The sequence below is a fragment of the Achromobacter sp. FW305-C-28 genome, assembly GCF_058783235.1.
In genome coordinates this window covers 47,185-70,886 of record NZ_JBYSYL010000018.1, presented here as the reverse complement: position 1 = coordinate 70,886, position 23,702 = coordinate 47,185, and the positions used below count along the sequence as shown (strand labels likewise).

The following is a 23,702-nucleotide window of genomic DNA, read 5'->3' as shown; positions in this document are numbered from 1 at the left end:
CCCCGCTTCCCTCCCCTGAACCGCGGCCGTCCGGCCGCGAGGACTGCTCCCATGAAGATCAAGATCCGGCTCGCCGTGCGCGACTGGGATTACATCGTGCCGCTCGCCCTCGGTGACGTCACCGCCCCCGGCATCGACCTGGACGTGCATCGCGTGGGCACTTTGCCCGACGACCTGGCCAGCGACCCGCGTTTCGATGCGGGCGAGATGTCGATGAGCCGCTACAGCCTGGGCCGCGCCCGCGGCCGCCACGACATCGTCGGCGTGCCGCATTTCCTGATGCGTGGCTTTCGCCACCGCTGCATCATCACCGCGCGGTCCAGCCGCATCACCCGGCTGGACCAGTTGGCCGGCGCCCGCATCGGCATGACGGGCTGGCAGGATTCGGGCAACACCTGGACCCGCGCGCTGCTGCGGCAAGCGGGCATCGGCGTGGACGACGCCCTCTGGCAAGTGGGGCGCCTGACCGAGGCGCATCCCGTCACCGACCGGCTGGGCGGCTTTGGCCGACCCGGCGTGATCGAGGCTGCGCCCGGCGAGCGCCCGCTGGTGGACCTGCTGCGCGCGGGTGAACTGGACGCCGTGTTCACGCCGTTCATGCCCGACGGCTTCTTCGATGCCGGGTCGGACCTGCGGCAACTGCTGCCGGCCTGCCGCGAAAGCGAGGTGGATTATTTCCATCAGGTCGGTTACGTGCCGGGCATTCACCTGCTGGGCATCAAGCCCGCGCTGGCCGAGGCCCACCCGTGGGTGACGCAGGCACTGAGCGAAGCGCTGGACGCGTCCGCCACGATGTGGCTGGACAAGCGCCGCAAATATGCCGACACCACGCCGTGGATTCTGGACGAGCTGATCCAGACCTCGCGCGACCTGCCCGCCGGCTGGAACCGCAACGGGCTGGAACCGAACCGCAAGATGATCGCCGACTTCGCCACTGAACTGCATGCGCAGCAACTGACCGACCGCGTCATGACGCCGGCCGAACTGTTCCCGCACGCGTCCTGAACGCGTGCCGACGCTTCAAACCATCACCGCCAAGGAATCGCCATGAAAATCGCCCTGGGGCAATTCGCCGTTCATCCGACCTGGGAAGACAATGCCCGCCTTTGCCAGGACCTGATCCGCCGCGCGGCCGCCGCGGGCGCCGACCTGCTGGTGCTGCCCGAAGGCATCCTGGCCCGCGACATCGCCGACCCCGACCTGGTGCGCCGCGCCGCCCAGCCGCTGGACGGCCCGTTCCTGTCGCAACTGCTGGACGCCTCGCTTGCCCTGGACCTGACCGTCATCATGACCGTGCACACGCCGGCCGACGGCGGCCGCGTCTGGAACACGCAGGTGGCGCTGCGCCGCGGCAAGATCATCGCCCAGTACCGCAAGCTGCACCTGTACGACGCATTTTCGATGCAGGAGTCCGTCAACGTGGTGCCGGGGTCGAACGTGCCGCCGCTGGTGCCGGTGGCCGGCATGCAGGTCGGCATGATGACCTGCTACGACCTGCGCTTTCCCGAGCTGGCGCGCCGCCTGGCGCTGGACGGCGCCGACGTGCTGGTGGTGCCGTCGGCCTGGGTCAAGGGGCCGCTGAAGGAAGCGCACTGGGCGGTGCTGAGCACTGCGCGGGCGCTGGAAAACACCTGCTACGTAGCCGCGGTGGGCGAATGCGGGCCACGCAACATCGGTGCGAGCATGGTGGTGGACCCGCTGGGGGTGGTGATCGCCCAGGCAGGCGAGCAGGCCACGCTGCTGTTCGCCGATCTGGACTCCGAGCGCATCCGCCATGCGCGCGAGGTGCTGCCGGTGCTGAAGAACCGCCGCTTCGCGCGGCCAGAACTGGCGTAGCGATCGCGCAGGTTTCCAGGCGCGAATCCCGCCTGGACCCGCGCCGCGCTACCTCAAGACATTGCGCACAAACCGCAGCGGCGACTCGCCGTCGTTGCGGTACACGTACGGCTGGGCGCTGCTGTAGATGACGAAATCGTGGGTCGCCACCTGCTGCGCCACGCCCGACAATTCCAGCTGCAGCGTGCCTTCCATCACGTAGATCATTTCGTGCCAGCCGGGTGGATCGGGCTCGGCCACGTAGGTCTCGCCCGGCGCCAGCACCCATAGCCATAACTGCGCTTCGCAGCTGGCCGGGCTTGCGCCCAGCAGCACCGCCTGGCTGCCCGGCCGCTTGCCGCGCCAGGCCCGGGCCTCGATGCGGCGGCGTTCTCGCGCCGGATCGCTGACCAGGTCCACGAACCCCACCCCCAACGCATGCGCCAGCTTGTCCAGGCTGGACAGGCTGATGTTGGCCGTACCGGCTTCCAGCCCCGCGATCATGCGGCGGCTGATGTCAGAGGCGTCGGCCAGCGCGGTCTGGCTCAGGCCCGCCGCCTTGCGCAACCGCTTCAGGTTGGCCCCGACGTGGGTGAGGACATCGCTGTCGGAATTCGTGATGTGCAGTATATTGCTCAAATTAGTGACACCTGAAGTCTGCCGTGAAGCCCAAATCGATGTTCGCCCTATCGCGCCAGGAAATCGCCCTGGTGCTGGTCACCATGCTGTGGGGAAGCACCTTCCTCATTATCCATATCGCCATGCAGCATAGCGGACCGCTGTTCTTCGTGGGGCTGCGCTTCACCATTGCCGGCGCGATGTCGATGCTGCTGTTTCGCAAGCACATGGCCGGCCTGACGCGGCACGAGGCCGGCGCGGGCGTCGCGATCGGCTGCGCGCTGTTCCTGGGCTATTACCTGCAGACGTACGGACTGCGCACCATCAGCAGCAGCCAGTCGGCGTTCATCACGGCGCTGTACGTGCCGATCGTGCCGCTGTTGCAATGGGCGGTGCTCAAACGTCCACCCGGCCTGATGAGCTGGGTCGGCGTGACGCTGGCCTTCGCCGGCCTGGTGCTGCTGGCCGGGCCCGAGGCTGGTTCGCTGCATGTCAGCCCCGGTGAAATCGCCACCCTGGCCGGCGCCGCGGCCATTGCCGCCGAGATCATCCTGATCGGCCATTTCGCCCAATCGGTGGACAGCCGCCGCGTCACCGCCGTGCAGTTGCTGACGGCGGGGCTGGTGTCGTTTGCGCTGATGCCGGTGCTGGGCGAAGGCGTGCCCGCTTTCTCGTGGCTGTGGGCCGGTGCGGCCATCGGCCTGGGCCTGGCCAGCGCAGTGATCCAGCTGACGATGAACTGGGCGCAGAAGTCGGTGTCGCCGACCCGCGCCACCGTGATCTACGCGGGCGAGCCGGTGTGGGGCGGCATCGTCGGCCGACTGGCGGGCGATCGCCTGCCCGCGCTGGCCTTGGTGGGCGCCGCGTTGATCGTGGCTGGGGTGCTGGCCAGTGAAGTGAAGTTCAAGCGCAAGCCGACACGCAAGCTGCGCGAAGCGTGACGGCTGCGGCGACGGACTTGGCGCCGGGGCCGTCGCCCCCTGTCCGATCAGCCTGCCTGTTCCAGGAACGCCTGCAACGCCGGCACGGTATTCAACACGTGCTGGCGCATCGCCGCTTCGCACTGGTCGGGGTCGCGCGTTTTCAGCGCGTCGATCAGTTCCTGGTGCGACTCGCGCACCCGCAGCACGCGGCCCGGCTGGGCGGCCCACAGGCGCATATAGGGTTCGACCACGGAATGCAGTTCTGAAATCTGGCGCAGCAGGCGCGGCTGCTGGCAGAAGCTGCACAGGTATTCGTGGAAATCGCGATGCGCGGTGGTCCAGTCCAGGTAGTCGCCCGACCCTTGTTCCAGCTGGTCCAGCATGCTGGCCAGGCGGCGCACGTGTTCGGCGCTCATGTTCAGCACGGCGTTGCGCATGGCCAGGCCTTCGAGCACCGAACGCATTTCGAAGACTTCCCGCATTTCCTGCTGGTTCAGGCCGCGCACCACGGCGCCGCGGTTGGCGCGGATGTCCACCAGGCCTTCGGATGCCAGCCGACGCAAGGCGCCGCGCACCGGCATGCGGCTGGTGCCGATTTCGCTGGCGATGACGTCCGGGACGAGCCGGTGCCCGGGCGGATAGTTGCCCAGCCGGATTTCCCGCTGCAGGTGCAGGTACGCCTCTTCTTCGGCGCTGACGGCTGTCTTCTGGAATTGCAGCATCTTCGTCCCCGGGTTTCGCAAAGCCGCCATGATAGATAAACGCAAAAATAACACAAATTGGATCCAGTGATCCATGGATGCAAATCCCTATGGCCGCATCCGGCCGGGTCGCGTCAAATCCAGTCCTGGCGCGCCGGCCGTGCGCGCCCGCCGCAACCGCAACGGGCGACAGACCCGTCCGGCGCAACCGCCTGACCAGATAGCCTGACTACACAGCGATCAAGGGGAATCCATGCAATTTCGTCTCATCCGGGCCTTGGGCTGCGCCGCCGCTCTGGCCTTCACCGCCCAGGCGGGCGCCCAAAGCGCGCCCGCCGCCACCGACTGGCCGCAGCATCCGGTGCGCATCGTGGTGCCGTTCCAGGCCGGATCGGCCACCGACCTGATTTCGCGCCAGCTGGGCGCGGCGCTGTCTACCGAACTGGGCCAGCCCTTTGTCGTGGAAGCGCGCCCCGGCGCCGCCGCCGCGATCGGCAGCGCGTCGGTGGCGCGTTCGGCCCCCGACGGCTACACGCTGCTGATGGGCGGCCCCGCCGCCATCGTCACCAACCGCTTCCTGCAAAAACGCCTGGCCTATGACCCGGACGCCTTCGCGCTGGTGTCGATGGTGGCCTACACGCCCAACATCCTGCTGGCCAATCCGCAGCAGCCGTTCAAGACGCTGCCCGAAATGGTGGCCTATGCCCGCGCCAATCCCGGCAAGCTGACCTATGCCTCGTTCGGCACGGGCACCACCTCGCACATGGCCGGCGAAATGCTCAAGTCGGTGGCCGGCATCGACATCCTGCACGTGCCGTACAAGGGCGCCGGCGAAGCCATTCCGGCGCTGCTGAGCGGCCAGGTGTCGATGTACTTCGACACCATCATGACCGGCCTGCCGCAGGTCAAGAGCGGCGCGCTGCTGGCGCTGGGCATGTCGAATTCGCAGCGTTCGGCGCTGGCGCCCGACATTCCCACCATCGCCGAGCAAGGCTACGCCGGCTACGACATCGCCCCCTGGTACGGCCTGGTGGCGCCGGAAGGCACCCCGGCCCCGGTGCTGGACAAGCTGAACCGCGCCGTCAACAAGGTGCTTGCAGACCCCGTGCTGCGCGGTAAGCTGGCCGAAGCCGGCGCCGAGCCCCGGGGCGGCAGCCGCGAGGAATTCGCCGCCTTCATCAAGGCCGAAATTCCGCGCACCAAGCAACTGATCGACCAGGCCGGCATCACGCCGCAGTAAACCTTCTTAGAAAAACTTGCCCATGTCTTCCCCCTTCGATTGGTCTTTCCCCTACGCCTCCCGAAAAATGCCGGTGCTGGCCGCCAACGCGGTCGCCACCAGCCAGCCACTGGCGGCGCAAGCCGGGCTGCGCATGCTGCTGGCGGGCGGCAATGCGGTGGACAGCGCCATCGCCACCGCCATCGCGCTGACCGTCGTCGAGCCCGTGATGAACGGCATCGGCGGCGACATGTTCGCGCTGGTCTGGCACGAAGGGCGGTTGCATGGCTTGAATTCCAGCGGCTGCGCGCCGGCCGCCTGGACCCCCGATTACTTCGCCGGACGCGAGGCCATGCCGGCCACGGGCTGGGGCACGGTCACCGTGCCGGGCCAGGTGGCGGGCTGGAAGGCCCTGTCGGACCGCTTCGGCAAGCTGCCGTTCGCCACGCTGTTCGAACCGGCCATTGCCTACGCCGAGGACGGCTTTCCCGTCAGCCCGACCATCGCCCGCCAATGGGCCAACCAGATGCCCAAGCTGGCGAATGAGCCCGGCTTTGCCGAGGCGTTCCTGCCGCAAGGCCGGGCGCCGTTGCCCGGCGAATGGTGGCGCTTTCCCGACCAGGCCCGCACCTTGCGCGAGATCGCCGAAAGCGGCGGCGACAGCTTCTACCGCGGCGCGCTGGCCGCCAGGATCGCCGACTTCGCGGCCCGCTCGGGCGGCGCGCTGACGGCCGACGACCTGGCCGAACATCGCCCGGAATGGGTCGAGCCGATCTCGCAATCGTTCCGCGACTACACGCTGCACGAAATCCCGCCCAGCGGCCAGGGCATCTCGGCGCTGATGGCGCTGGGCATGCTGGAACAGTTCGACCTCGAATCGATGGGCCGCGACAGCGCCGACTACTACCACGTCAGCATCGAGGCCATGAAGCTGGCGTTCGCCGACCTGCACCATCACGTCGCCGACCCGCGCCACATGCGCACGGATGCGCGCGCCCTGCTTGACCCGGCCTACCTGGCCGAGCGCGCCCGCCTGATCTCGATGGACCGCGCCGCCGTGCCGGTGGCCGGCACGCCCGCCACGGGCGGCACGGTCTACCTGACCGCCGCCGATGCCAGCGGCACCATGGTGTCGTTCATCCAGTCCAACTACCACGGCTTCGGGTCGGGCGTGGTGGTGCCGGGCACCGGCATCAGCCTGCACAACCGCGGCCTGAACTTCGTGCTGACGCCCGGCCACGCCAACCAGGTCGCGCCGCGCAAAAAGCCGATGCACACCATCATCCCCGCCTTCGTCACGCGCGGCGGCGAACCGGTGATGTCGTTCGGCGTCATGGGCGGATCGATGCAGGCGCAGGGCCACCTGCAGATGGTGACGCGCCTGGCGGCCTTCGGCCAGAACCCGCAGGCCATGAGCGATGCGCCGCGCTTCCGGGTCGAGAAGGGGCCGGTAGTCAACGTCGAAGCGCACCTGCCGGACGACGTGGTGCAGACGCTGCGCCAGCGCGGCCACAACGTGGCGGTGGCGCCGGCCGACAGCCTGGAATTCGGCTCGGCCCAGCTGATCTGCCGGCTGCCGCAAGGCGGCTACCTGGCGGCGTCGGACTCGCGTCGCGACGGACAGGCGGTCGGGTTCTAAAACGGAAGGCAGCGATACCGGCCACGAAGCGGGCTTTATCGGTCATATGGGCGACTCGGCGGGCGGCGATACTGGCGCGCTGATCCCCACACAGGCGCTGCCTGCCGCTTCCATGACTTTGCTTTCGTCCGCCTGCGGCATCACACGGCAGGCCATCCGCGCTTGCCGACACCTGGCGCTGGCCGCCGCACTCGGCGCCACCTTGCCGGCCTGGGCCGCCCTGCCCATGGCCGTGGACGGCCAGCCGCTGCCGTCACTGGCGCCGATGCTGGAACGCGTCACCCCCGCCGTCGTCAACATTTCCGCCCAGGGCGACAGCCGCCAGGCGCCCGGCATCGGCCAGGCCGCCGGCCGCCAGAGCATCGGCTCGGGCGTCATCGTCGATGCCACCCAGGGCAACATCCTGACCAATCACCACGTGGTGCGCGGGGCCACATCCATCCGCGTCTCGCTGCAGGACGGCCGCAGCTTCACCGCCACGGTGGTCGGCAGCGACCCCGACACCGACCTGGCCGTGCTGCGCATTCCGCCCGACAAGCTGCAGGCGCTGACCCTGTCGGATTCCAGCGACCTGCGGGTGGGCGATTTCGTGGTCGCCATCGGCGACCCCTACGGCCTGGGCCAGTCGGCCTCGTCGGGCATCGTGTCGGCGCTGGAACGCTCCAGCCTGCGCGCGGCCGGCTACCAGAACTTCATCCAGACCGACGCGTCCATCAACCCCGGTAACTCGGGCGGCGCGCTGGTCAACCTGAACGGTGAACTGGTCGGCATCAACACCATGATCTACACGCCGTCCGGCGGCAACGTCGGCATCGGCTTCGCCATTCCGTCCAACCTGGCCGGCGAGGTCATGCGCCAGTTGCTGCAACATGGCCAGGTGCAGCGCGGCGGGCTGGGGCTGGACACGGTGGACGTCACCCCGCGCAACGCCCGCCAACTGGGCCTGGCGCCGGGCACGACGGGCGTGGCGGTGGCGCGCGTGGCGGACGGCTCGCCCGCGCAGCAGGCCGGTGTGCAGGCGCGCGACCAGATCCTGGCGGTGGATGGCAAGTCCATCGGCACCAGCGCCCAGTTGCGCAATGCCGAAGGACTGCTGCCGGTGGGCAAGCAGGTGCGGCTGACGCTGCTGCGCGCCGGCCAGCGCACCGAAGCCGTGCTGCGCATCGAGCCGGAAAAGAACGAACGGCTGCACGCCGGCTCGCTGGATGCGCGGCTGAACGGCGTGGAGTTCACCGAGATCGGCCGCGAGCAGCGCTTGAAGGGCAACGACGGCGTGGCCGTCAGCGCCACCTACCCCGATCGCGGCCCGGTCGCCGCGCGGATGCAACGCGGCGACGTCATCATCGGCGTCAACCAGCGCCCGGTCAGCCGGCTGGCCGACCTGCGCGGGCTGCTGGCAGCGGCCGCGCCAGGGCAGCCGCTGCTGCTGACGCTGGTGCGCGGCCAGGCCATGTACACCTTGCAGATCAACTAGCGCCGACCGTCGTACGGCGGCAACGGGCCGCCTGGCCGCCGGTCGGCCGGCTCACGCTTGAACGCCTGGGCGGGCGATAATCCGGGCTTCCCCGTCCTGCCGTTGCCGTTCCGATGCCCTTTTCCGACGCCACCCTTGCCCTCTGGGCCATTTCCGCCCTGGCGATCGTCGGCATCCTGCTGCGCCCCGGCAACCTGCCCGAATACGTCTGGGCCGGCGGCGCGGCCCTGCTGGTCACGGCGACCGGCCTGATTCCCTGGCAGGCGGCGCTGGGCGCGGTCGGCAAGGGCCTGGACGTCTACCTGTTCCTGATCGGCATGATGGTGCTGGCCGAACTGGCCCGCCAGCAGGGGCTGTTCGACTGGCTGGCCATGGTGGCCGCGCGCCACGCCCGCGGCTCGGCGCGGCGGCTGTTCGACCTGGTGTTCCTGGTGGGCATCCTGGTCACCGTGTTCCTGTCCAACGACGCCACCGCCGTGGTGCTGACCCCGGCGGTGTACGCGGCGGCCAAGGCCGCCGGCGCACGCCCCCTGCCCTACCTGTTCATCTGCGCCTTCATTGCCAACGCCGCCAGCTTCGTGCTGCCGATCTCCAACCCCGCCAACCTGGTCGTGTACGGCAGCCAGATGCCGCCGCTGCTCGACTGGCTGCGGCAATTCACCCTGCCGTCGGTGGCCGCCATCGCCCTGACCTACCTGGTGCTGCGCTTTACCCAACGCGAGGCGCTGCGCCAGCCGCTGCGGGCCGAAATCCCCGCGCAGCCGCTGGGCGCCGGGGCCCGCCTGACCGGCCTGGGCATCCTCTTGACCGCCTTGGTGCTGATGCTGGCGTCGGCCTTCAATGCCGATCTGGGCCTGCCCACCTTCGTCGCCGGCCTGGCCACCGCGGCGGGCATCCACCTGCGCCAGCGCATCAGCCCGATGCCGGTGCTGCGCCACGTGGCCTGGGGCGTGCTGCCCATGGTGGCCGGCCTGTTCGTGCTGGTCGAGGGATTGGCGTTGAGCGGCGCGATCGACGCGCTGGCGCGGGCGCTGGTGCAACTGGCCAGCCAGTCCGCCGGGCAGTCGCTGTGGGGCGCCGGCATCGTGTCCGCACTGGCCAGCAACCTGATCAACAACCTGCCCGCGGGCCTGATCGCCGGCTCGGTCGGCCAGATCGCCCACCTGCCCGCGCAGACCACCGGCGCGCTGCTGATCGGCGTGGACCTCGGGCCCAACCTGTCCATCACCGGCTCGCTGGCCACGCTGCTGTGGCTGATCGCCGTGCGGCGCGAAGGCCAGCACGTCAGCGGCCTCGCCTTCCTGAAGCTGGGCGCGCTGGTGATGCCGCCCGCCCTGCTGGGCGCCTTGCTGGCCCTGGCGCTGGCGGGCGGCTAGCGGCATCGCGCCAGGCTGATCCGGATATCCGGGGCAACCGTTGCCGTGGCGCCCCCGCCGCCCAGCCGCCGCCATGCCCCCGCTTACGGTTGCGCCAGCAAACGCTGGATCTCGGCCTCGGTCTCGGCATACCGCCCCTCGCCGAAATGGCGATAGACGACGTTGCCCTGTTTGTCGATCAGGTAGAACGCCGGCCAGTACTGGTTGCGGTAGGCGTCCCAGGTCTTGTACTGGTTATCCTGCGCCACCGGGTATTCGATGCCGAAGCGCTTGATGGCATCCGCCACGTTCCTGGTGCTGCGCTCGAACGGAAATTCCGGCGTGTGCACGCCCACCACCACCAGGCCCTGGTCCTTGTACTTCTGGTGCCACTGCTTCACGTACGGCAGGGTGTTGATGCAATTGATGCAGGTGTAGGTCCAGAAGTCCACCAGCACCACCTTGCCGCGCAGGCCCGCCTGCGTCAGCGGTTCGCTGTTCAGCCAGGTCTGAATGCCGGTGAATTCCGGCGCGGGGACCGACGCCGGGGCAGCGGCCTGGGCGGCCGAGCCGATCAGCAGGCCGGCCAGCGCCAGCTTGACGGAAACGAGGGCCCGGCGGGCGGGCAAGCGAATGGACATCATGGTGATTCTCCTTGCAGGGTCGCGAACCCCCGGGGGACGCGAGGACTCGGTGGGGAAGCGAAGACCCGGTCGGGTCAGGAAAACAGACGGCTGATCCAGGCATAGGCCAGCACGTCATACTGGAAATAGATCGCAGCGGCCGAGGCCACCAACAGCACGCCGAAGGCACGCTGCAAACGCACGGCATGGCGGGCGATGGCGCGCACACGCCCGGCGGCAAAACTGCCGCCGTAGGCGATCGCCAGCATGGGAATGCCCGCGCCCAGCCCATAGGCCAGCAGCAACAGGCTGGACTGCCCCAGGTCTTCGGCACGCGCCGCCAGCACCAGGATCGACGCCAGCACGGGGCCGGCGCAGGGCGTCCACACGGCGCCCAGCGACATGCCCAGCACGAAGCCGCCGGCATTGCCGTCACCGCCTTTGCCGCCCAGGCCCTGCAACGGCCCCGCCAGCCGCGCCGCCAACCAGTCATAGGGCCGCGGCCAGATGCGCGCCAGGCCGAACAGCGCCAGCAGCGCCACCGACACCGAACGCACCGCTTCCTGGGCCGATTCGACGGCATGGGTCAGCAGGCTGAGCGCGATGCCCAGCCCTGAAAACGCCAGCACGAAGCCCAGCACGATGCACAGGGGCCGCCACCGGCCAGACCGTTCGACGGCGCTGCCCAGCAGAATGGGCAACAGCGGCAGTACGCAGGGCGAGGCCACCGTCAGCATGCCGGCGCCCAGCGCAAGAGGGGTGTTGATCAAGGTCATGATGCCGCGGTCCGTTCCGTGTCGATGACCGCATTGGACGCGCCCCGCGTATCCGCCCTGTGCCGGCAAGCGGGCTTTTTTCACCGGTTTTGTATCGCCCCCCGGCCTGCATACACTACGACACACTTTGCCCCGCGGGCGGCGCTATAACGTGCCGGACACCACTGCTGGAGCCGCGCCATGACCGCCGCCCCCCTCCCCCTGAATTCCGCGAAAAAGCCACCCGCCGGCAACCGCCTGCGGCGCCTGTTCGCCGTGCTGGCATTGCTGGCCGGCGGCCTGGGCGCCGAAGCCGTGCAGCCCGGCCCCTGTCAGCTGATCCACAACAGCCAGGCCCGCCGCCGCGAGCAGCCCGATGAGTAGAATGAGCCCACTGTCGAACCGCCGTCAGACGGCCTTTCCGTTTCATCCGCACGGGTAAGCCATGGACCCCTTAGACCACATCCTGATCGTCGACGACGACCGCGAGATCCGCGAACTGGCCGGCAATTTCCTCAAGAAGAACGGCCTGAACGTCACCCTGGCCGCCGACGGCCGCCAGATGCGCTCGCTGCTCGAAAGCCTGACCGTCGACCTGATCGTGCTGGACATCATGATGCCCGGCGACGACGGCCTGGTGCTGTGCCGCGAGCTGCGCGCCGGCAAGCATCGCCGCACCCCCATCCTGCTGCTGACCGCTCGCGACGAAGACATGGACCGCGTGCTTGGCCTGGAAATGGGCGCCGACGACTACCTGGTCAAGCCCTTCGTGGCGCGCGAACTGCTGGCGCGCATCAAGGCCATCCTGCGCCGCACCCGCATGCTGCCGCCCAATTTCCAGGTCACCGAACCCGGCCGCGAAGTTCGCTTCGGCACCTGGACGCTGGACACCACCGCGCGCCACCTGCTCGACGCCGAAGGCACCATCGTGTCGCTCAGCGGCGCCGAATACCGGCTGCTGCGCGTGTTCCTGGACCACCCGCAGCGCGTGCTCAACCGCGACCAGCTGCTGAACCTGACGCAAGGGCGCGACGCCGACTTCTTCGGCCGCTCGATCGACCTCTTGGTCAGCCGGCTGCGCCAGCGCCTGCGCGAAGACGCGCGCGAGCCCCTGTACATCAAGACCGTGCGCAGCGAAGGCTATGTGTTCGCCGCGCAGGTCGATGTGTCCGAGGCGCCGTAGATGGCCTGGGTCCCGGCGCTGCGCCGCTGGCCTCGCACCCTGGCCAGCCGGCTGTTCCTGATTTTCCTGGTGGGCCTGGTGCTGGCCCACGCGCTGTCGTTCTCGCTGCTGTTCTACGAACGCTACCAGTCCGCCAAGAGCGTCATGCTGGACAACCTGGAGCGCGACGTGGTGGTGGCGCTGGCCATCCTGAACCGCCTGCCCGCCGCCGAGCGGGCCGACTGGCTGCCGCGCCTGGCCGGCAGCAACCGCCAGTACCTGCTGGGCCCCGGCGACTTCGACCGCCCCTTGCAGACGCCGGCCGCCGAAGGCGTGCGCGATTCGATCCAAACGGCGCTGAACGGCGCCTATCCGCTGACGTTCGGCACCGTGGGCGACGACCCCAAGCACATCCAGGTACGCGCCCTGCTGGCCGACGGGCAGCCGGTCACGCTGGACATCCACATGGCCATCATGCCGCTGGCGATGTGGCTGCCGGTGGTGCTGGCGGCGCAACTGGCGCTGCTGATCCTGTGCGCGTGGCTGGCCGTGCGCCTGGCCATACGCCCGCTGACCCGCCTGGCCGGCGCGGCCGACGCCATGAGCCCCGACCGCCAGAGCCCGCGCCTGGCCGAAGACGGGCCGGCCGAAGTCGCGCAGGCGTCCGCCGCGTTCAACGCCATGCAGGACCGCATCGCCGCCCACCTGGCCGAACGCATGCAGATCCTGGGCGCCATCTCGCACGACCTGCAAACGCCGATCACCCGCATGAAGCTGCGATCCGAGTTCATGGACGATTCGATCGACCGCGACAAACTCACGCACGATCTGCAGGAAGTCGAACAACTGGTGCGCGACGGACTGGCCTATGCCCGCAGCGCAGGCGCGGCCACCGAAGCCGCCGTACGCATCGACCTGGACGCCTTCCTGGACAGCCTGGTGTGCGACTACGCCGACATCGGCAAGCCGGTCACGCTGCAAGGCCACTGCCCCGCGCCGTGGCAGACGCGGCCGCGCGCCTTGCGCCGGGTGCTGGGCAACCTGATCGACAACGCCCTGAAATTCGGCGGCGCGGCCGAGGTGGTCATGGGCCCGGCCGAGGGTGACGGCGTGTCGATCCGCGTGCTGGACCGCGGCCCCGGCATTCCCGATGATCAATTGCAGGCGGTGCTGCAGCCGTTTTACCGGCTGGAAGGCTCGCGCAATCGCGACAGCGGCGGCACGGGCCTGGGCCTGGCCATCGCGCAGCAGCTGGTGGGCATCCTGGATGGCGAACTGCGCTTGAAGAACCGCGAGGGCGGCGGGCTGGAAGCGGAAATCCGGCTCAAGCCGTCGGCTTGAGCCTTCGATCAGGCGATCGAGAATTCCACGTCGATATTGCCGCGGATGGCGCCCGAATACGGGCAGGTCTGATGCGCCGTTTCCACCAGCTGGCGCTGCTGCTCGGCAGACAGGCCCGGCAACGAGATGTGCAGGTTGACGCCCAGCGCGTAGGCCGCGCCGCCATCGGTCTTGCCCAGCGACACCTCGGCATCCACGGCTACCTCGCGCGGCACGGGGATGCCCAGCTTGGCGCCGGCCAATTGCATGGCGCCGATGAAGCAGGCCGAATAGCCGATGCCGAACAATTGCTCGGGGTTGGTGCCCGGGCGGCCCGAGCCCGGCGGGCTGAGCGGCAGCGTCAGCGCGCCGTCGTCGGTGCGGCCGGCGCCATCGCGCCCGCCGGTGGTGTGGGTGCGGGCGGTGTACAGAACGGTTTCCAGCGGTTTGGCCATGATGGGCTCCTTGTGGGACATGCAGGGGAAAGGCACGGCGTCGTGCAAACTGAGAGCCTGCATTCCAACAAGCCGCTGTATCCTGCATGTGTCCGCACCCTGCGGAGTTTGCGTCGTACTGTATCGGCGCCCCCCCCTGTTGCCGTCCCACCGACCCCACGCATGAAACGAGCGATCATCATCGGCGCCACCTCCGGCATCGGCCGCGCCCTGGCCAGACAACTGGCCAACGAAGGCTACGCCCTGGGCCTCACGGGCCGCCGCGGCGAACTGCTGGACAGCCTGCGCGCGGAACTGCCAGGCACGACTGTGCACACCCAGGTGCTGGACGTGGCCCGCGACGCCGACGCCATGGCCGCGCTGCGCGACCTGATCGCCCGCATGGAAGGCCTGGACCTGTGCATCATCAGCGCGGGCGTGGGCTTTTTGAACACGGACCTGGACTGGGACAAAGAGTCAGACACCATCGGCATCAACGTGCACGGCTTCGCGGCCATGGCCAACATCGCGCTGCGGCATTTTATCCTGCACCGCAAGGGGCACCTGGTGGGCATTTCGTCGGTGGCGGCGCTGCGCGGCAGCGGCGCCGCACCGGCCTACAACGCCTCCAAGGCGTTCGTGTCGAACTACCTGGACGGGCTGCGGCAGAAGGTCAGGCACTTGAGGCTGCCGATCGCGGTGACCGACGTGCGCCCCGGGTTCGTGGCCACCGCCATGGCGCAAGGCAGCGGCCTGTTCTGGGTGGCGTCACCTGAAAAGGCCGCCAAACAGATCGCCCACGCCATCCGGCTGCGCAAGCGGCGCGTCTATGTCACGCGGCGCTGGGCGTTGATTGCCGCGCTGCTCAAGCTGATGCCGTAAGCGGCGCGTCGCCCGGCTCGGGCGGCACCACCGAGAAAGCGCCAGGCCCGGCGCGCTGCGTCATCGCAGCGAGAATGCGCGCGGCCAATTCCGGCACCAGTGCATGCGGCGGCTGCCCGGCCAGCGTGGCCATGCCCACGTAGTAATCGATGCGTGGGCGAAACGGCCGGCGCTCGATGCCCATGTCCAGGCACAGGCCGGCAAACAGGCCGTTCACGATCGACACCCCCACGCCCTGCGCGGCCAGCCGGCAGGCCATTTCCACCGAGTGCACCTCAGCCTTGATCTGCGGCATCATGCGCCCGGCGCGAAACGCCTGGTCGATCTGCTGGCGCAGCGAACGCTGGCGGCCCAGCAGTACCAGGTCGACGCCGATCAGGTCAGCCGACGTGACTGCGTCCAGCGCCCGCAACGCGTGGCCCGGCGGCATCACGCAGACGGCTTCGGTGGCCAGCCGCAAGATCATCGACAGGCCCGAATTGACGGGCGGCGAACGCACCAGCGCCAGGTCGGCCTCGCGGCCCAGCACCGCGACCTCGCTGGCTTCATAGGTGCCCACCAGCACTTCCAGCGCCACCTCGGGATGATCGGCCAGAAACGCGTCGGCCACCGATGGCATGACCGACTGCGCCACCGTACTGGGCAGCTGCACCCGGATCAGCGTGCGCCGCTGCCCGCCCAGCCTCAGCTGGTTGACGTGGCGGTGCAGCGACTCGGCATCCGAGATCATGTTCTGCACATCGGGCAGCAGCGAATCGGCTTCGGCTGTGGGATGCAGGCGCCCCTTGCGCCGCACGAACAGCGGCAACCCCAGGTCGGCTTCGAACTGGCTCAGAAGACGGCTGACGGCGGGCTGGGACGCGCCCAGCCGCTGGGCCGCCTCGATCGTCGAGCCCGTGGTCATGAAGGCCAGAAATGCCTCTAGCTGCTTGAAGTTCATGCTGTCGTGCACGGTCCGCATTGCGGCCGCCCGCAGTGCGCGCGGCCTAGGGTTAACACCAAATTTCTCGTAAATCACATAGCCGCATGCCGGCTTGGCATACGGTTGCCAGCGCGGCGGGATGGATCGAACATTCCGCCCATCAAGGATTCTCGCCATTCATGAATCCGTAATCAATACGCGATATCGCCGATTTTTCCGGCAAGGAGCCCCCGATGCGCGCCGCCCCCTTCCCCGATTCCTGTCGCCACGGCACATCATGACCGCCTTCATCATCCGCCGGTTGTGCCAAAGCGTGGTGATCCTGGCCATCACGTCGCTGATCGTGTTCGCCGGTGTCTACGCCATCGGCGACCCCATTGAAATCCTGGTGCCCGCCGACGCCACGCCCGCCGAAATCGCGCAGGCCGTGCAGTCGCTGGGCCTGGACCTGCCGCTGTACCAGCAGTACCTGAAGTTCGTCGCCAACGCGCTGCATGGCGACCTGGGCAACTCGTTCGTCTTCAACCAGCCCGCCATCCAGCTGATCCTGCAACGCCTGCCGGCCACGCTGGAACTGGCCTGCGTGGCGCTGCTGCTGGCGCTGGCCATCGGCCTGCCCCTGGGGCTGGTGGCGGGCCTGAAGCCCGATTCGGCGCTGGACCGCGGCATCATGACCGGGTCGATCCTGGGCTTCAGCCTGCCCAACTTCTGGCAGGGCATCATGCTGGTGCTGATCTTCTCGGTCACGCTGGGCTGGCTGCCTTCCACCGGGCGCGGCCCCACCGGCGAATTCCTGGGCATGCGCACCAGCCTGGCCTCGTGGGACGGCATCCGCCACCTGATCCTGCCGGCGCTGAACCTGGCGCTGTTCAAGATCGCGCTGATCGTGCGCCTGACCCGCAGCGGCGTGCGCGAAACCATGCCGCTGGACTACGTGAAATTCGCGCGTGCCAAGGGCCTGCGCGAATCCCGCGTGATCGGCATGCACGTGCTCAAGAACATCCTGATCCCCATCGTCACCGTGGTGGGCATGGAATTCGGTTCGCTGATTGCCTTTGCCACCGTCACCGAAACCATCTTCGCGTGGCCCGGCGTGGGCAAGCTCATCATCGACAGCATCATGAAGCTGGACCGCCCGGTGGTGGTGGCCTACCTGTTGATCGTCGTCACGATGTTCATCGTGCTCAACCTGCTGGTCGACATCCTCTATTCCATCCTGGATCCCCGTGTCCGCGTGGGAGCCTCGCAATGACCGCCTCCGTTTCCCGGACCTGGCTGCCCAGCCGCGACACCACGCTGGGCCAGGCGCTGCACGGCGTGCTGGACAGCCGCCCCGCCACGATCGCCGCGGTCGTGTTCCTGCTGCTGGTGCTGGCCGCGCTGCTGGCGCCATGGATCGCGCCGCAGAACCCCTATGACCTGGCCGCCATCACCATTCTGGACGGCCGCATGCCGCCCGGCAGCCACGGCATCTATGGCGATGTCTACTGGGCCGGCACCGATGCCCAGGGCCGCGACATGCTGTCGGCCATGATGTATGGCCTGCGCACCAGCCTCAGCGTGGGCGTGCTGAGCGGCCTGTTCGCCATGGCCGTGGGCACGGTGCTGGGGCTGGTGGCCGCGTACTTCGGCGGCCGCATCGACGCGCTGATCATGCGGCTGGTGGACCTGATGCTGGGCTTTCCCACCATTCTCGTGGCGCTGATGATGCTGGCCATATTGGGCCAGGGCGTGGACAAGGTGATCCTGGCGCTGGTGGTGGTGCAGTGGGCCTACTTCGCCCGCGCCGTGCGCGCCACCGCCGTGGTCGAGCGGCGCAAGGAATACATGGAAGCCGCCCTGTGCCTGGGCCTGAGCCACCGCCGCGCGCTGTTCAGCCAGCTGCTGCCCAACTGCATACCGCCGGTCATCGTCATCGCCATGATCCAGACCGCCAACGCCATCGCCGCCGAGGCCACGCTCAGTTTCCTGGGCATCGGGCTGCCGGTCACCGAGCCGTCGCTGGGCCTGCTGATCGCCAACGGCTACCAGCAGATGCTGGCCGGCCTGTACTGGATCAGCGTGTTCCCCGGCGTGCTGTTGCTGACCGTGGTCTTCACCATGAACATCGTGGGCGACCGTGTCCGCGAGGCGCTCAATCCGCGCCTGCAGAAATAGGACTCGCGCCATGACAAGCACCCCCACCCTTTCCGTGCGCAACCTGCGCACCTGGTTCCATACCCGCGCCGGCCTGGTGCGGGCGGTGGACGACGTCAGCTTCGACGTGCATCCCGGCGAAATCCTGGGCCTGGTCGGCGAGTCCGGCTCGGGCAAGTCCATCACCGGCTTTTCCATCCTGGGTCTGATCGACCCGCCGGGACGTATCGACGGCGGCCAGATCCTGTTCAAGGGTACCGACCTGGCGACGCTGTCGCGCGAAGAATTGCGCCAGTTGCGCGGCAACCGCATCGCCATGGTGTTCCAGGACCCGATGATGACGCTGAACCCGGTGTTCCGCATCGAGACCCAGATGGTCGAAACGGTGCAAACGCACGAACGCTGCAGCCGCAAGGCGGCCTGGGCTCGCGCCCGCGACACGCTGGCGGCAGTGGGCATCCCGTCGCCCGACGAACGGCTGAAGGCCTATCCGCACCAGTTGTCCGGCGGCATGCGCCAGCGCGTGGCCATTGCGATTGCCATGCTGCACAAACCCGACCTGATCATCGCCGACGAACCCACCACCGCGCTGGACGTCACCATCCAGGCGCAGATCCTGGCCGAAATGCAGAAGCTGTGCGCCGAAACCGGCACCGCCATGGTCTGGGTCAGCCACGACCTGGCCGTGGTGGCCGGGCTGGCCGACCGCGTCTGCGTGATGTATGCCGGGCGAGTCGTCGAATCCGGCCCCACCGACGACATCCTGGATCGCCCCCGCCACCCGTACACCATCGGCCTGATCGGTTCGGTGCCCAGCAACGAACACACGGGCGACCGGCTGTACCAGATTCCCGGCATGGCGCCGTCGCCGCTGGCGTTGCCGCCCGGCTGCGCCTTCAACCCGCGCTGCGGCCATGCATCCGACCGCTGCCGCATCGAACAGCCGGCCATCGATGTCACGGGCAACCGCAGCCACCGATGCTTTCACCCCCAGACAGGAGCCTTCTCGTGAACCCGCCGATCCTGATGCAGGCCAACCAGGTGTCGCGCCTGTTCGTCAAGCGGCCCGACTACGCCGAACGCCTGGCCGGCTTGCTGGGCGCCAAGGTCGGCACGCAGACCGTGCACGCGGTGGACAAGATCGACCTGACCATCCACCAGGGCGAAGTCGTGGGGCTGGTGGGCGAGTCCGGCTGTGGCAAGTCCACGCTGGGCCGCGTGCTGGCCGGCATTCTGCCCGCCACGTCCGGCACCATCCAGACGCCGGCCGGCGAACTGTCCACGCTGACCGGCCAGGCCGCGCATGCGCAACGCATGGCCACGCAGATGATCTTCCAGGACCCGATGTCCTCGCTCAATCCGCGCAAGCGGGTGCGCGACATCATCGGCGAAGCCCCCTTGGCCAACGGCATCATCGCGCGCCGCGACTACGACGATTACGTGGTGCAGGTGATGCGCCGCGTGGGCCTGGACCCCGACTACCGCAACCGCTTTCCGCACCAGTTCTCGGGCGGCCAGCGCCAGCGCGTGGGCATCGGCCGGGCGCTGGCCGTCAAGCCGCAGTTCCTGATCTGCGACGAATCGATCGCGGCGCTGGACGTGTCGATCCAGGCGCAGATCCTGAACCTCTTCATGGACCTGCGCCAGGACCTGGGCCTGACCTACCTGTTCATCAGCCATGACCTGGGGGTGGTGCGGCGCATCAGCGACCGCACCGTGATCATGTACCTGGGCCGGGTAGTCGAATCCGGCCCCACGGCAGACGTCTTCCAGGCCCCGCGCCATCCCTACACCCAGGCGCTGCTGAACGAAGTGCCGCGTCTGTCGAACCGCAAGCGGCGCTTTCATGCCATCCAGGGCGAGATCCCGTCGCCGCTGCATCCGCCGTCCGGCTGCCATTTCCATCCGCGCTGTCCGCAGGCCATGGCCCGCTGCAAGACCGACGCGCCGCGATTGCAGGCCACGGCCGACGGCCACCAGGCCGCTTGCCACCTGTTGGACGCCCGGCCGAATGCGTCCGCATCGCAACAAGGAATCCGCGTTTCATGACCTTCCCCCGCCCCTCCATGCGCGGCCTGCCGGCCTTGGCGCTGACCCTGTCGCTGACGCTGGCGGCGCTGCTGTGCGCCACGCCCGCCACGGCGCGCCCGCTGCTGACCATCGGCCATTCCAGCGAACCCTCGTCCATGGACCCGCTGTTCTCGCGCACCGGCAACAACCAGGCCGCCGCCGAGAACGTCTTCGAGCGGCTGGTGTCCACCGACGAGAACATGCAGACCCAGCCCGGCCTGGCGCTGTCCTGGCAGGTCCTGGCCCCCGATACCTGGGAAATCCGGCTGCGCCCCGGCGTGCGCTTCCATGACGGCACGCCGTTCACCGCCGACGACGTGGTGTTCTCGCTGGACCGCGCGCCCAAGGTGCCCAACAGCCCGGCGCCCTTCACTGGCGCGGTGCGCTCGATCGCCGCCGTCCAGGTCATTGACGCCCTGACCCTGCGCATCCGCACCAAGGAACCCACGCCGGACCTGATGGAGCAGATCGGCCTGGTCTACATCCTGTCGCGCCATGCGGCCCAGGGCAAGCGGTCGGAAGACTTCAACAGCGGCGTGGCCGCCATCGGCACCGGCCCCTACAAGTTCAAGCGCTGGCAGCCGGGCGACAGCCTGGAACTGGAACGCAACGATGCCTACTGGGGCCGCCGGCCCGACTTCGACCGCGTGCTGATCCGCTACATTGCCAACGACGCGGCGCGCATTTCGGCGCTGCTGTCCGGCTCGGTCGACCTGATCGACAGCGTGCCGCCCACGGATGCCAGGAACCTCAGGAACAAACCCGGCTACACGCTCTACAGCTCGCCGTCGGCGCGCCTGATCTACCTGGCGCTGGACTCGGCGCGCGACGCCAGCCCCTTCGTCACCGACGCGCAGGGCAAGCCCATGAGCGTCAATCCGCTCAAGGACGTGCGCGTGCGCCAGGCAATCTCCAAGATGTTCATGCGCGGCCCGATCACCGAGCGGCTTCTGAGCGGCGCGGGCGTGCCGGCCGGGCAGATGGTGCCCGAAGGCCTGGGCGGCTACAGCCCCAACCTGCCCGCGCCCGCGTACGACCTGGACGGCGCGCGCGCCCTGCTGGCCCAGGCCGGCTACCCCAAGGGCTTTGGCCTGACGCTGCATTCGTCCAACGACCGCTTCGCCGGCGACAGCGACCTGGCCCAGGCGCTGGCGCAGATGATGGCGCGCGCCGGCCTGCGCATCAACGGCGTGGTGACCCAGCCCTACAACGTCTATGCCGGCGCCAGCGGCAAACAGCAATACAGCGCCTTCATCTTCTCGTACGGCAACAGCACCGGCGACTCGTCCAACGGCCTGACCAACGTGCTGGCCACCTACGACAAGGCCGCGGGCACCGGCGCCTTCAACCGGGCACGCTATTCCAATCCCGCCGTGGACCGCCTGCTGGCGCAGGCCGCGGTGGAATTCGACGCTGGCAAGCGCAACGCCCTGCTGCGCCAGGCCGCCGAGGCCGCCTTCAACGACGTCGGCATCGTGCCGCTGTATTTCCCCGTGGCCTTCTGGGCCGCCCGCGATGGCACGGCCATCCGCGCCAACAAGCTCGAACGCACTTCAATGCCGTACATACAGGAAACAAAATGACCGCCCCCGACGCCCCCCACTGCCCGCCGCCCGCCGCCTTGCTGCAGGACCAGCGGGTGCGCATGCGCGACGGCATCCACCTGGCCACCGACGTGCACCTGCCCGCCGGCTACCGGCCCGGCATCGACGCGCCGCTGCCCGTGATCCTGGAGCGCACGCCCTATGGCAAGGCCGAGGTGTCGCGATCCGAGCAGATCGGCGCGCGCCTGGGCGTGCCGCGCCCGGAAGTCGCGCGCCATTTCGTCGCCCATGGCTTTGCCGTGGTGTTCCAGGATTGCCGTGGCCGCTATGGGTCCGAAGGCCAGTTCACCAAGTACCTGTCCGAAGGGCCGGACGGCTTCGACACCCTGGCCTGGATCATGCAGCAGCCGTGGTGCAACGGCCGCATCGGCACCATGGGCCTGTCGTATGCCGCGCACACCCAGATGGCGCTGGCGTGCCTGAATCCGCCGGGCCTGGCCTGCATGGTGCTGGACTCGGGCGGCTTTTCCAACGGCTACCAATGCGGCATCCGCCAATCGGGCGCGTTTGAATTGAAGCAGGCCACGTGGGCCTACAAGCAGGCCAAGCTCAGCCCCGCCGCGCAGCAGGACCCGCTGGTGCTCGCGGCGCTGGAAGCCGAGGACATCCGCCAGTGGTTCACCCGCATGCCGTGGCGGCCCGGGCATTCTCCCCTGGCCAGTGTGCCGGAGTACGAAGACTACCTGTTCGAGCAGTGGCGGGCCGATACCTTCGACGCGTCCTGGCGGCAACTGGGCATCTACGCCCAGGGCTACTACGACGCCATTCCCGACATCCCCGTGGCGCTGATGTCCAGCTGGTACGACGCCTACGTGCGCACCACCATGGAGAACTACGACGGCCTGACGCGGGGCCGCCAGTCGCCCGTGCGCCTGATCATGGGGCCGTGGCTGCACGGCGACCGCAACACGACCCACAGCGGCGACGCCGACTTCGGCCCGCGCGCGGCGTTCGACGGCAATCTGGCCGGCGACTGGCTCGGCTTCCGGCTGGCGTGGTTCCAGCGCTGGCTGCAGGATGCGCCGGCGCCGCAGGCGCAACAGGGCGCCGCGCCGGATCCGGTGGCGCGGCTGTTCCTGATGGGTGGCGGCAGCGGCGCGCGCGTGGCGCAAGACCGGTTCGACCATGGCGGTTCCTGGATCCAGGCCGATGCCTGGCCGCTGCGCGAGGCCCGCCCCACGGCCTACTACCTGCATGCCGATGGCCGCCTGGATGCGCAGGCCCCCGTCTCGGCCGACGCCCGCATCAGCTATCAATACGATCCCCGCAATCCGGTGCCCACCATCGGCGGCGCGCTCACGTCCGGCCAGCCGGTGTTCGAAGGCGGCGGCTTCGACCAGCGTGAAGACGCGCGTTTCTTTGGCGTGCGCCAGCCCGGCCTGCCGCTGGCTTCGCGCGACGACGTGGTGGTATTTCAGACCGCGCCGCTGGACGCGGACCTGGCCGTGGTGGGCCCGGTCACGGTCACGCTGCACATCTCGTCCGACTGCCCCGACACGGACTTCACCGCCAAGCTTGTCGATGTGTACCCGCCCAGCGCGGACTATCCGCAGGGCTACGCGTTGAACCTGACCGACGGCATCTTCCGTTGCCGCTTCCATGCGTCCTGGAATGAGGCCAATGCGTTGACCCCCGGCAAGGTTTACGAAATCATGATCGAACCCTTTGCCACCTGCAATCTGTTCAAACGAGGCCACCGCATCCGCCTGGATATCTCCAGCAGCAACTTTCCGAAGTACGACGTCAACCCGAACAGCGGCGAATCCGCCGCCGACGCCCGCGAAAAGCGCATCGCGCTGAACACGGTGCACGTGTCGGCGGCCCATCCGTCCCACGTCACGCTGTGCGTGGCTTCGCCGCAGGACCTGACGCCATTGCCCGCGCCCGGCGCCACCGGCGCGCACCGCGGCCCGTTGACGCAATGAGCTAGCGCCCGCGTCAGTCACGCCGGCCTCGCCTGGGCGCCGGCCCAGCCATCCGATGTTCCACCCTCCGCCGCCGGCGCGCCGCGCCGGCGGCCGGGGCTTCTTTTGTCCAACGCAACGCCAAC

General features: G+C 68.8%; 23 protein-coding genes. 17 read left to right on the top strand and 6 right to left on the bottom strand.

Features of this window, described 5'->3' with window-relative positions:
* Positions 1-51: 51 nt before the first annotated feature.
* Positions 52-1,005, top strand: a complete 954-nt coding sequence (locus AC3WMR_RS29380) for a substrate-binding domain-containing protein (RefSeq protein WP_492266625.1) — start codon at positions 52-54, stop codon at positions 1,003-1,005.
* Between the two features lie 42 nt (positions 1,006-1,047).
* Complete coding sequence (locus AC3WMR_RS29375) at positions 1,048-1,836, top strand: deaminated glutathione amidase (RefSeq protein ID WP_492266624.1); 789 nt, start codon at positions 1,048-1,050, stop codon at positions 1,834-1,836.
* Between the two features lie 48 nt (positions 1,837-1,884).
* Here AC3WMR_RS29375 and AC3WMR_RS29370 read toward each other — a convergent pair whose 3' ends face one another.
* Entirely contained in the window at positions 1,885-2,454 is a 570-nt protein-coding gene (locus tag AC3WMR_RS29370) for a helix-turn-helix domain-containing protein (protein ID WP_492266623.1), read from the bottom strand.
* 38 nt (positions 2,455-2,492) lie between these two features.
* Between AC3WMR_RS29370 and AC3WMR_RS29365 the strand changes: the two genes are divergently transcribed.
* On the top strand, positions 2,493-3,374 hold the full coding sequence (locus AC3WMR_RS29365; protein ID WP_492266622.1) for a DMT family transporter: 882 nt from the start codon (positions 2,493-2,495) through the stop codon (positions 3,372-3,374).
* Positions 3,375-3,421: 47 nt separating this feature from the next.
* Here AC3WMR_RS29365 and AC3WMR_RS29360 read toward each other — a convergent pair whose 3' ends face one another.
* Positions 3,422-4,078: a GntR family transcriptional regulator gene (locus AC3WMR_RS29360; protein WP_025137765.1), complete on the bottom strand. Its 657-nt coding sequence runs from the start codon at positions 4,076-4,078 to the stop codon at positions 3,422-3,424.
* 232 nt (positions 4,079-4,310) lie between these two features.
* On the opposite strand from AC3WMR_RS29360, the gene AC3WMR_RS29355 reads away from it, so the two are divergent.
* The 4 genes from AC3WMR_RS29355 (at position 4,311) to AC3WMR_RS29340 (ending at position 9,765) form a co-directional block, all read left to right on the top strand.
* A complete protein-coding gene (locus AC3WMR_RS29355; protein WP_175192791.1) occupies positions 4,311-5,297 on the top strand; it encodes a Bug family tripartite tricarboxylate transporter substrate binding protein in 987 nt (328 codons plus the stop codon).
* Between the two features lie 22 nt (positions 5,298-5,319).
* A complete protein-coding gene (gene ggt / locus AC3WMR_RS29350; protein WP_492266621.1) occupies positions 5,320-6,915 on the top strand; it encodes a gamma-glutamyltransferase in 1,596 nt (531 codons plus the stop codon).
* 112 nt (positions 6,916-7,027) lie between these two features.
* Entirely contained in the window at positions 7,028-8,389 is a 1,362-nt protein-coding gene (locus tag AC3WMR_RS29345) for a trypsin-like peptidase domain-containing protein (protein ID WP_492266620.1), read from the top strand.
* A 113-nt stretch (positions 8,390-8,502) separates the two neighbouring features.
* Positions 8,503-9,765: an arsenic transporter gene (locus tag AC3WMR_RS29340; protein ID WP_492266619.1), complete on the top strand. Its 1,263-nt coding sequence runs from the start codon at positions 8,503-8,505 to the stop codon at positions 9,763-9,765.
* 83 nt (positions 9,766-9,848) lie between these two features.
* Here AC3WMR_RS29340 and AC3WMR_RS29335 read toward each other — a convergent pair whose 3' ends face one another.
* Both AC3WMR_RS29335 and AC3WMR_RS29330 read right to left on the bottom strand, forming a co-directional pair.
* Entirely contained in the window at positions 9,849-10,388 is a 540-nt protein-coding gene (locus tag AC3WMR_RS29335; RefSeq protein WP_492266618.1) for a thioredoxin family protein, read from the bottom strand.
* Between the two features lie 74 nt (positions 10,389-10,462).
* Entirely contained in the window at positions 10,463-11,146 is a 684-nt protein-coding gene (locus AC3WMR_RS29330; RefSeq protein ID WP_492266660.1) for a cytochrome c biogenesis CcdA family protein, read from the bottom strand.
* Positions 11,147-11,323: 177 nt separating this feature from the next.
* On the opposite strand from AC3WMR_RS29330, the gene AC3WMR_RS29325 reads away from it, so the two are divergent.
* From AC3WMR_RS29325 to AC3WMR_RS29315, 3 genes are all read left to right on the top strand, one after another.
* Positions 11,324-11,506, top strand: a complete 183-nt coding sequence (locus AC3WMR_RS29325; protein ID WP_492266617.1) for a hypothetical protein — start codon at positions 11,324-11,326, stop codon at positions 11,504-11,506.
* 61 nt (positions 11,507-11,567) lie between these two features.
* On the top strand, positions 11,568-12,305 hold the full coding sequence (locus AC3WMR_RS29320) for a response regulator (protein WP_492266616.1): 738 nt from the start codon (positions 11,568-11,570) through the stop codon (positions 12,303-12,305).
* Complete coding sequence (locus tag AC3WMR_RS29315; RefSeq protein WP_492266615.1) at positions 12,306-13,625, top strand: ATP-binding protein; 1,320 nt, start codon at positions 12,306-12,308, stop codon at positions 13,623-13,625. It abuts the gene before it with no gap.
* Between the two features lie 8 nt (positions 13,626-13,633).
* Here AC3WMR_RS29315 and AC3WMR_RS29310 read toward each other — a convergent pair whose 3' ends face one another.
* Positions 13,634-14,059 carry an organic hydroperoxide resistance protein gene (locus tag AC3WMR_RS29310; protein ID WP_492266614.1) on the bottom strand — a complete coding sequence of 142 codons (426 nt, stop codon included), beginning with the start codon at positions 14,057-14,059 and terminating at the stop codon, positions 13,634-13,636.
* Positions 14,060-14,221: 162 nt separating this feature from the next.
* Between AC3WMR_RS29310 and AC3WMR_RS29305 the strand changes: the two genes are divergently transcribed.
* Positions 14,222-14,920: an SDR family NAD(P)-dependent oxidoreductase gene (locus tag AC3WMR_RS29305; RefSeq protein WP_492266613.1), complete on the top strand. Its 699-nt coding sequence runs from the start codon at positions 14,222-14,224 to the stop codon at positions 14,918-14,920.
* Here the strand turns inward: AC3WMR_RS29305 and AC3WMR_RS29300 are convergent.
* Complete coding sequence (locus tag AC3WMR_RS29300; RefSeq protein ID WP_492266659.1) at positions 14,904-15,860, bottom strand: LysR family transcriptional regulator; 957 nt, start codon at positions 15,858-15,860, stop codon at positions 14,904-14,906. The two genes, AC3WMR_RS29305 and AC3WMR_RS29300, sit on opposite strands and share 17 nt — an antisense overlap.
* A 259-nt stretch (positions 15,861-16,119) precedes the next feature.
* Here AC3WMR_RS29300 and AC3WMR_RS29295 point away from each other — a divergent pair, with 259 nt between their 5' ends.
* Genes AC3WMR_RS29295 through AC3WMR_RS29270 form a run of 6 tightly spaced genes read left to right on the top strand, consistent with a single transcriptional unit; the run spans position 16,120 to position 23,577 of the window.
* Positions 16,120-17,094, top strand: coding sequence for an ABC transporter permease (locus AC3WMR_RS29295; protein WP_175192799.1), 975 nt, complete (start codon positions 16,120-16,122; stop codon positions 17,092-17,094).
* The gene (locus AC3WMR_RS29290) at positions 17,091-17,999 is read left to right on the top strand and encodes an ABC transporter permease (RefSeq protein WP_492266612.1); all 909 of its coding nucleotides are present in this window, start codon (positions 17,091-17,093) and stop codon (positions 17,997-17,999) included. Before AC3WMR_RS29295 ends, AC3WMR_RS29290 begins: the two co-directional genes overlap by 4 nt.
* 10 nt (positions 18,000-18,009) lie before the next feature.
* Positions 18,010-18,990 carry an ABC transporter ATP-binding protein gene (locus AC3WMR_RS29285; protein ID WP_492266611.1) on the top strand — a complete coding sequence of 327 codons (981 nt, stop codon included), beginning with the start codon at positions 18,010-18,012 and terminating at the stop codon, positions 18,988-18,990.
* Positions 18,987-20,027, top strand: coding sequence for an ABC transporter ATP-binding protein (locus tag AC3WMR_RS29280; RefSeq protein ID WP_492266610.1), 1,041 nt, complete (start codon positions 18,987-18,989; stop codon positions 20,025-20,027). Before AC3WMR_RS29285 ends, AC3WMR_RS29280 begins: the two co-directional genes overlap by 4 nt.
* Entirely contained in the window at positions 20,024-21,631 is a 1,608-nt protein-coding gene (locus AC3WMR_RS29275) for an ABC transporter substrate-binding protein (RefSeq protein WP_492266609.1), read from the top strand. The genes AC3WMR_RS29280 and AC3WMR_RS29275 overlap by 4 nt, the downstream gene beginning before the upstream one ends.
* On the top strand, positions 21,628-23,577 hold the full coding sequence (locus AC3WMR_RS29270; RefSeq protein WP_492266608.1) for a CocE/NonD family hydrolase: 1,950 nt from the start codon (positions 21,628-21,630) through the stop codon (positions 23,575-23,577). Before AC3WMR_RS29275 ends, AC3WMR_RS29270 begins: the two co-directional genes overlap by 4 nt.
* Positions 23,578-23,702 lie beyond the last annotated feature (125 nt).

Excerpts from the sequence above, each read along its gene's own strand:
- AC3WMR_RS29285 (WP_492266611.1), top strand. The coding sequence starts at position 18,010 with ATGACAAGCACCCCCACCCTTTCCGTGCGCAACCTGCGCACCTGGTTC.
- AC3WMR_RS29270 (WP_492266608.1), top strand. The coding sequence starts at position 21,628 with ATGACCGCCCCCGACGCCCCCCACTGCCCGCCGCCCGCCGCCTTGCTG.
- AC3WMR_RS29335 (WP_492266618.1), bottom strand. The coding sequence starts at position 10,388 with ATGATGTCCATTCGCTTGCCCGCCCGCCGGGCCCTCGTTTCCGTCAAG.
- AC3WMR_RS29320 (WP_492266616.1), top strand. The coding sequence starts at position 11,568 with ATGGACCCCTTAGACCACATCCTGATCGTCGACGACGACCGCGAGATC.
- AC3WMR_RS29355 (WP_175192791.1), top strand. The coding sequence starts at position 4,311 with ATGCAATTTCGTCTCATCCGGGCCTTGGGCTGCGCCGCCGCTCTGGCC.
- AC3WMR_RS29275 (WP_492266609.1), top strand. The coding sequence starts at position 20,024 with ATGACCTTCCCCCGCCCCTCCATGCGCGGCCTGCCGGCCTTGGCGCTG.
- AC3WMR_RS29375 (WP_492266624.1), top strand. The coding sequence starts at position 1,048 with ATGAAAATCGCCCTGGGGCAATTCGCCGTTCATCCGACCTGGGAAGAC.
- AC3WMR_RS29365 (WP_492266622.1), top strand. The coding sequence starts at position 2,493 with ATGTTCGCCCTATCGCGCCAGGAAATCGCCCTGGTGCTGGTCACCATG.
- AC3WMR_RS29290 (WP_492266612.1), top strand. The coding sequence starts at position 17,091 with ATGACCGCCTCCGTTTCCCGGACCTGGCTGCCCAGCCGCGACACCACG.
- AC3WMR_RS29360 (WP_025137765.1), bottom strand. The coding sequence starts at position 4,078 with ATGCTGCAATTCCAGAAGACAGCCGTCAGCGCCGAAGAAGAGGCGTAC.
- AC3WMR_RS29305 (WP_492266613.1), top strand. The coding sequence starts at position 14,222 with ATGAAACGAGCGATCATCATCGGCGCCACCTCCGGCATCGGCCGCGCC.
- AC3WMR_RS29295 (WP_175192799.1), top strand. The coding sequence starts at position 16,120 with ATGACCGCCTTCATCATCCGCCGGTTGTGCCAAAGCGTGGTGATCCTG.
- AC3WMR_RS29325 (WP_492266617.1), top strand. The coding sequence starts at position 11,324 with ATGACCGCCGCCCCCCTCCCCCTGAATTCCGCGAAAAAGCCACCCGCC.
- AC3WMR_RS29340 (WP_492266619.1), top strand. The coding sequence starts at position 8,503 with ATGCCCTTTTCCGACGCCACCCTTGCCCTCTGGGCCATTTCCGCCCTG.
- AC3WMR_RS29300 (WP_492266659.1), bottom strand. The coding sequence starts at position 15,860 with ATGAACTTCAAGCAGCTAGAGGCATTTCTGGCCTTCATGACCACGGGC.
- AC3WMR_RS29345 (WP_492266620.1), top strand. The coding sequence starts at position 7,028 with ATGACTTTGCTTTCGTCCGCCTGCGGCATCACACGGCAGGCCATCCGC.
- ggt (WP_492266621.1), top strand. The coding sequence starts at position 5,320 with ATGTCTTCCCCCTTCGATTGGTCTTTCCCCTACGCCTCCCGAAAAATG.
- AC3WMR_RS29315 (WP_492266615.1), top strand. The coding sequence starts at position 12,306 with ATGGCCTGGGTCCCGGCGCTGCGCCGCTGGCCTCGCACCCTGGCCAGC.
- AC3WMR_RS29380 (WP_492266625.1), top strand. The coding sequence starts at position 52 with ATGAAGATCAAGATCCGGCTCGCCGTGCGCGACTGGGATTACATCGTG.
- AC3WMR_RS29310 (WP_492266614.1), bottom strand. The coding sequence starts at position 14,059 with ATGGCCAAACCGCTGGAAACCGTTCTGTACACCGCCCGCACCCACACC.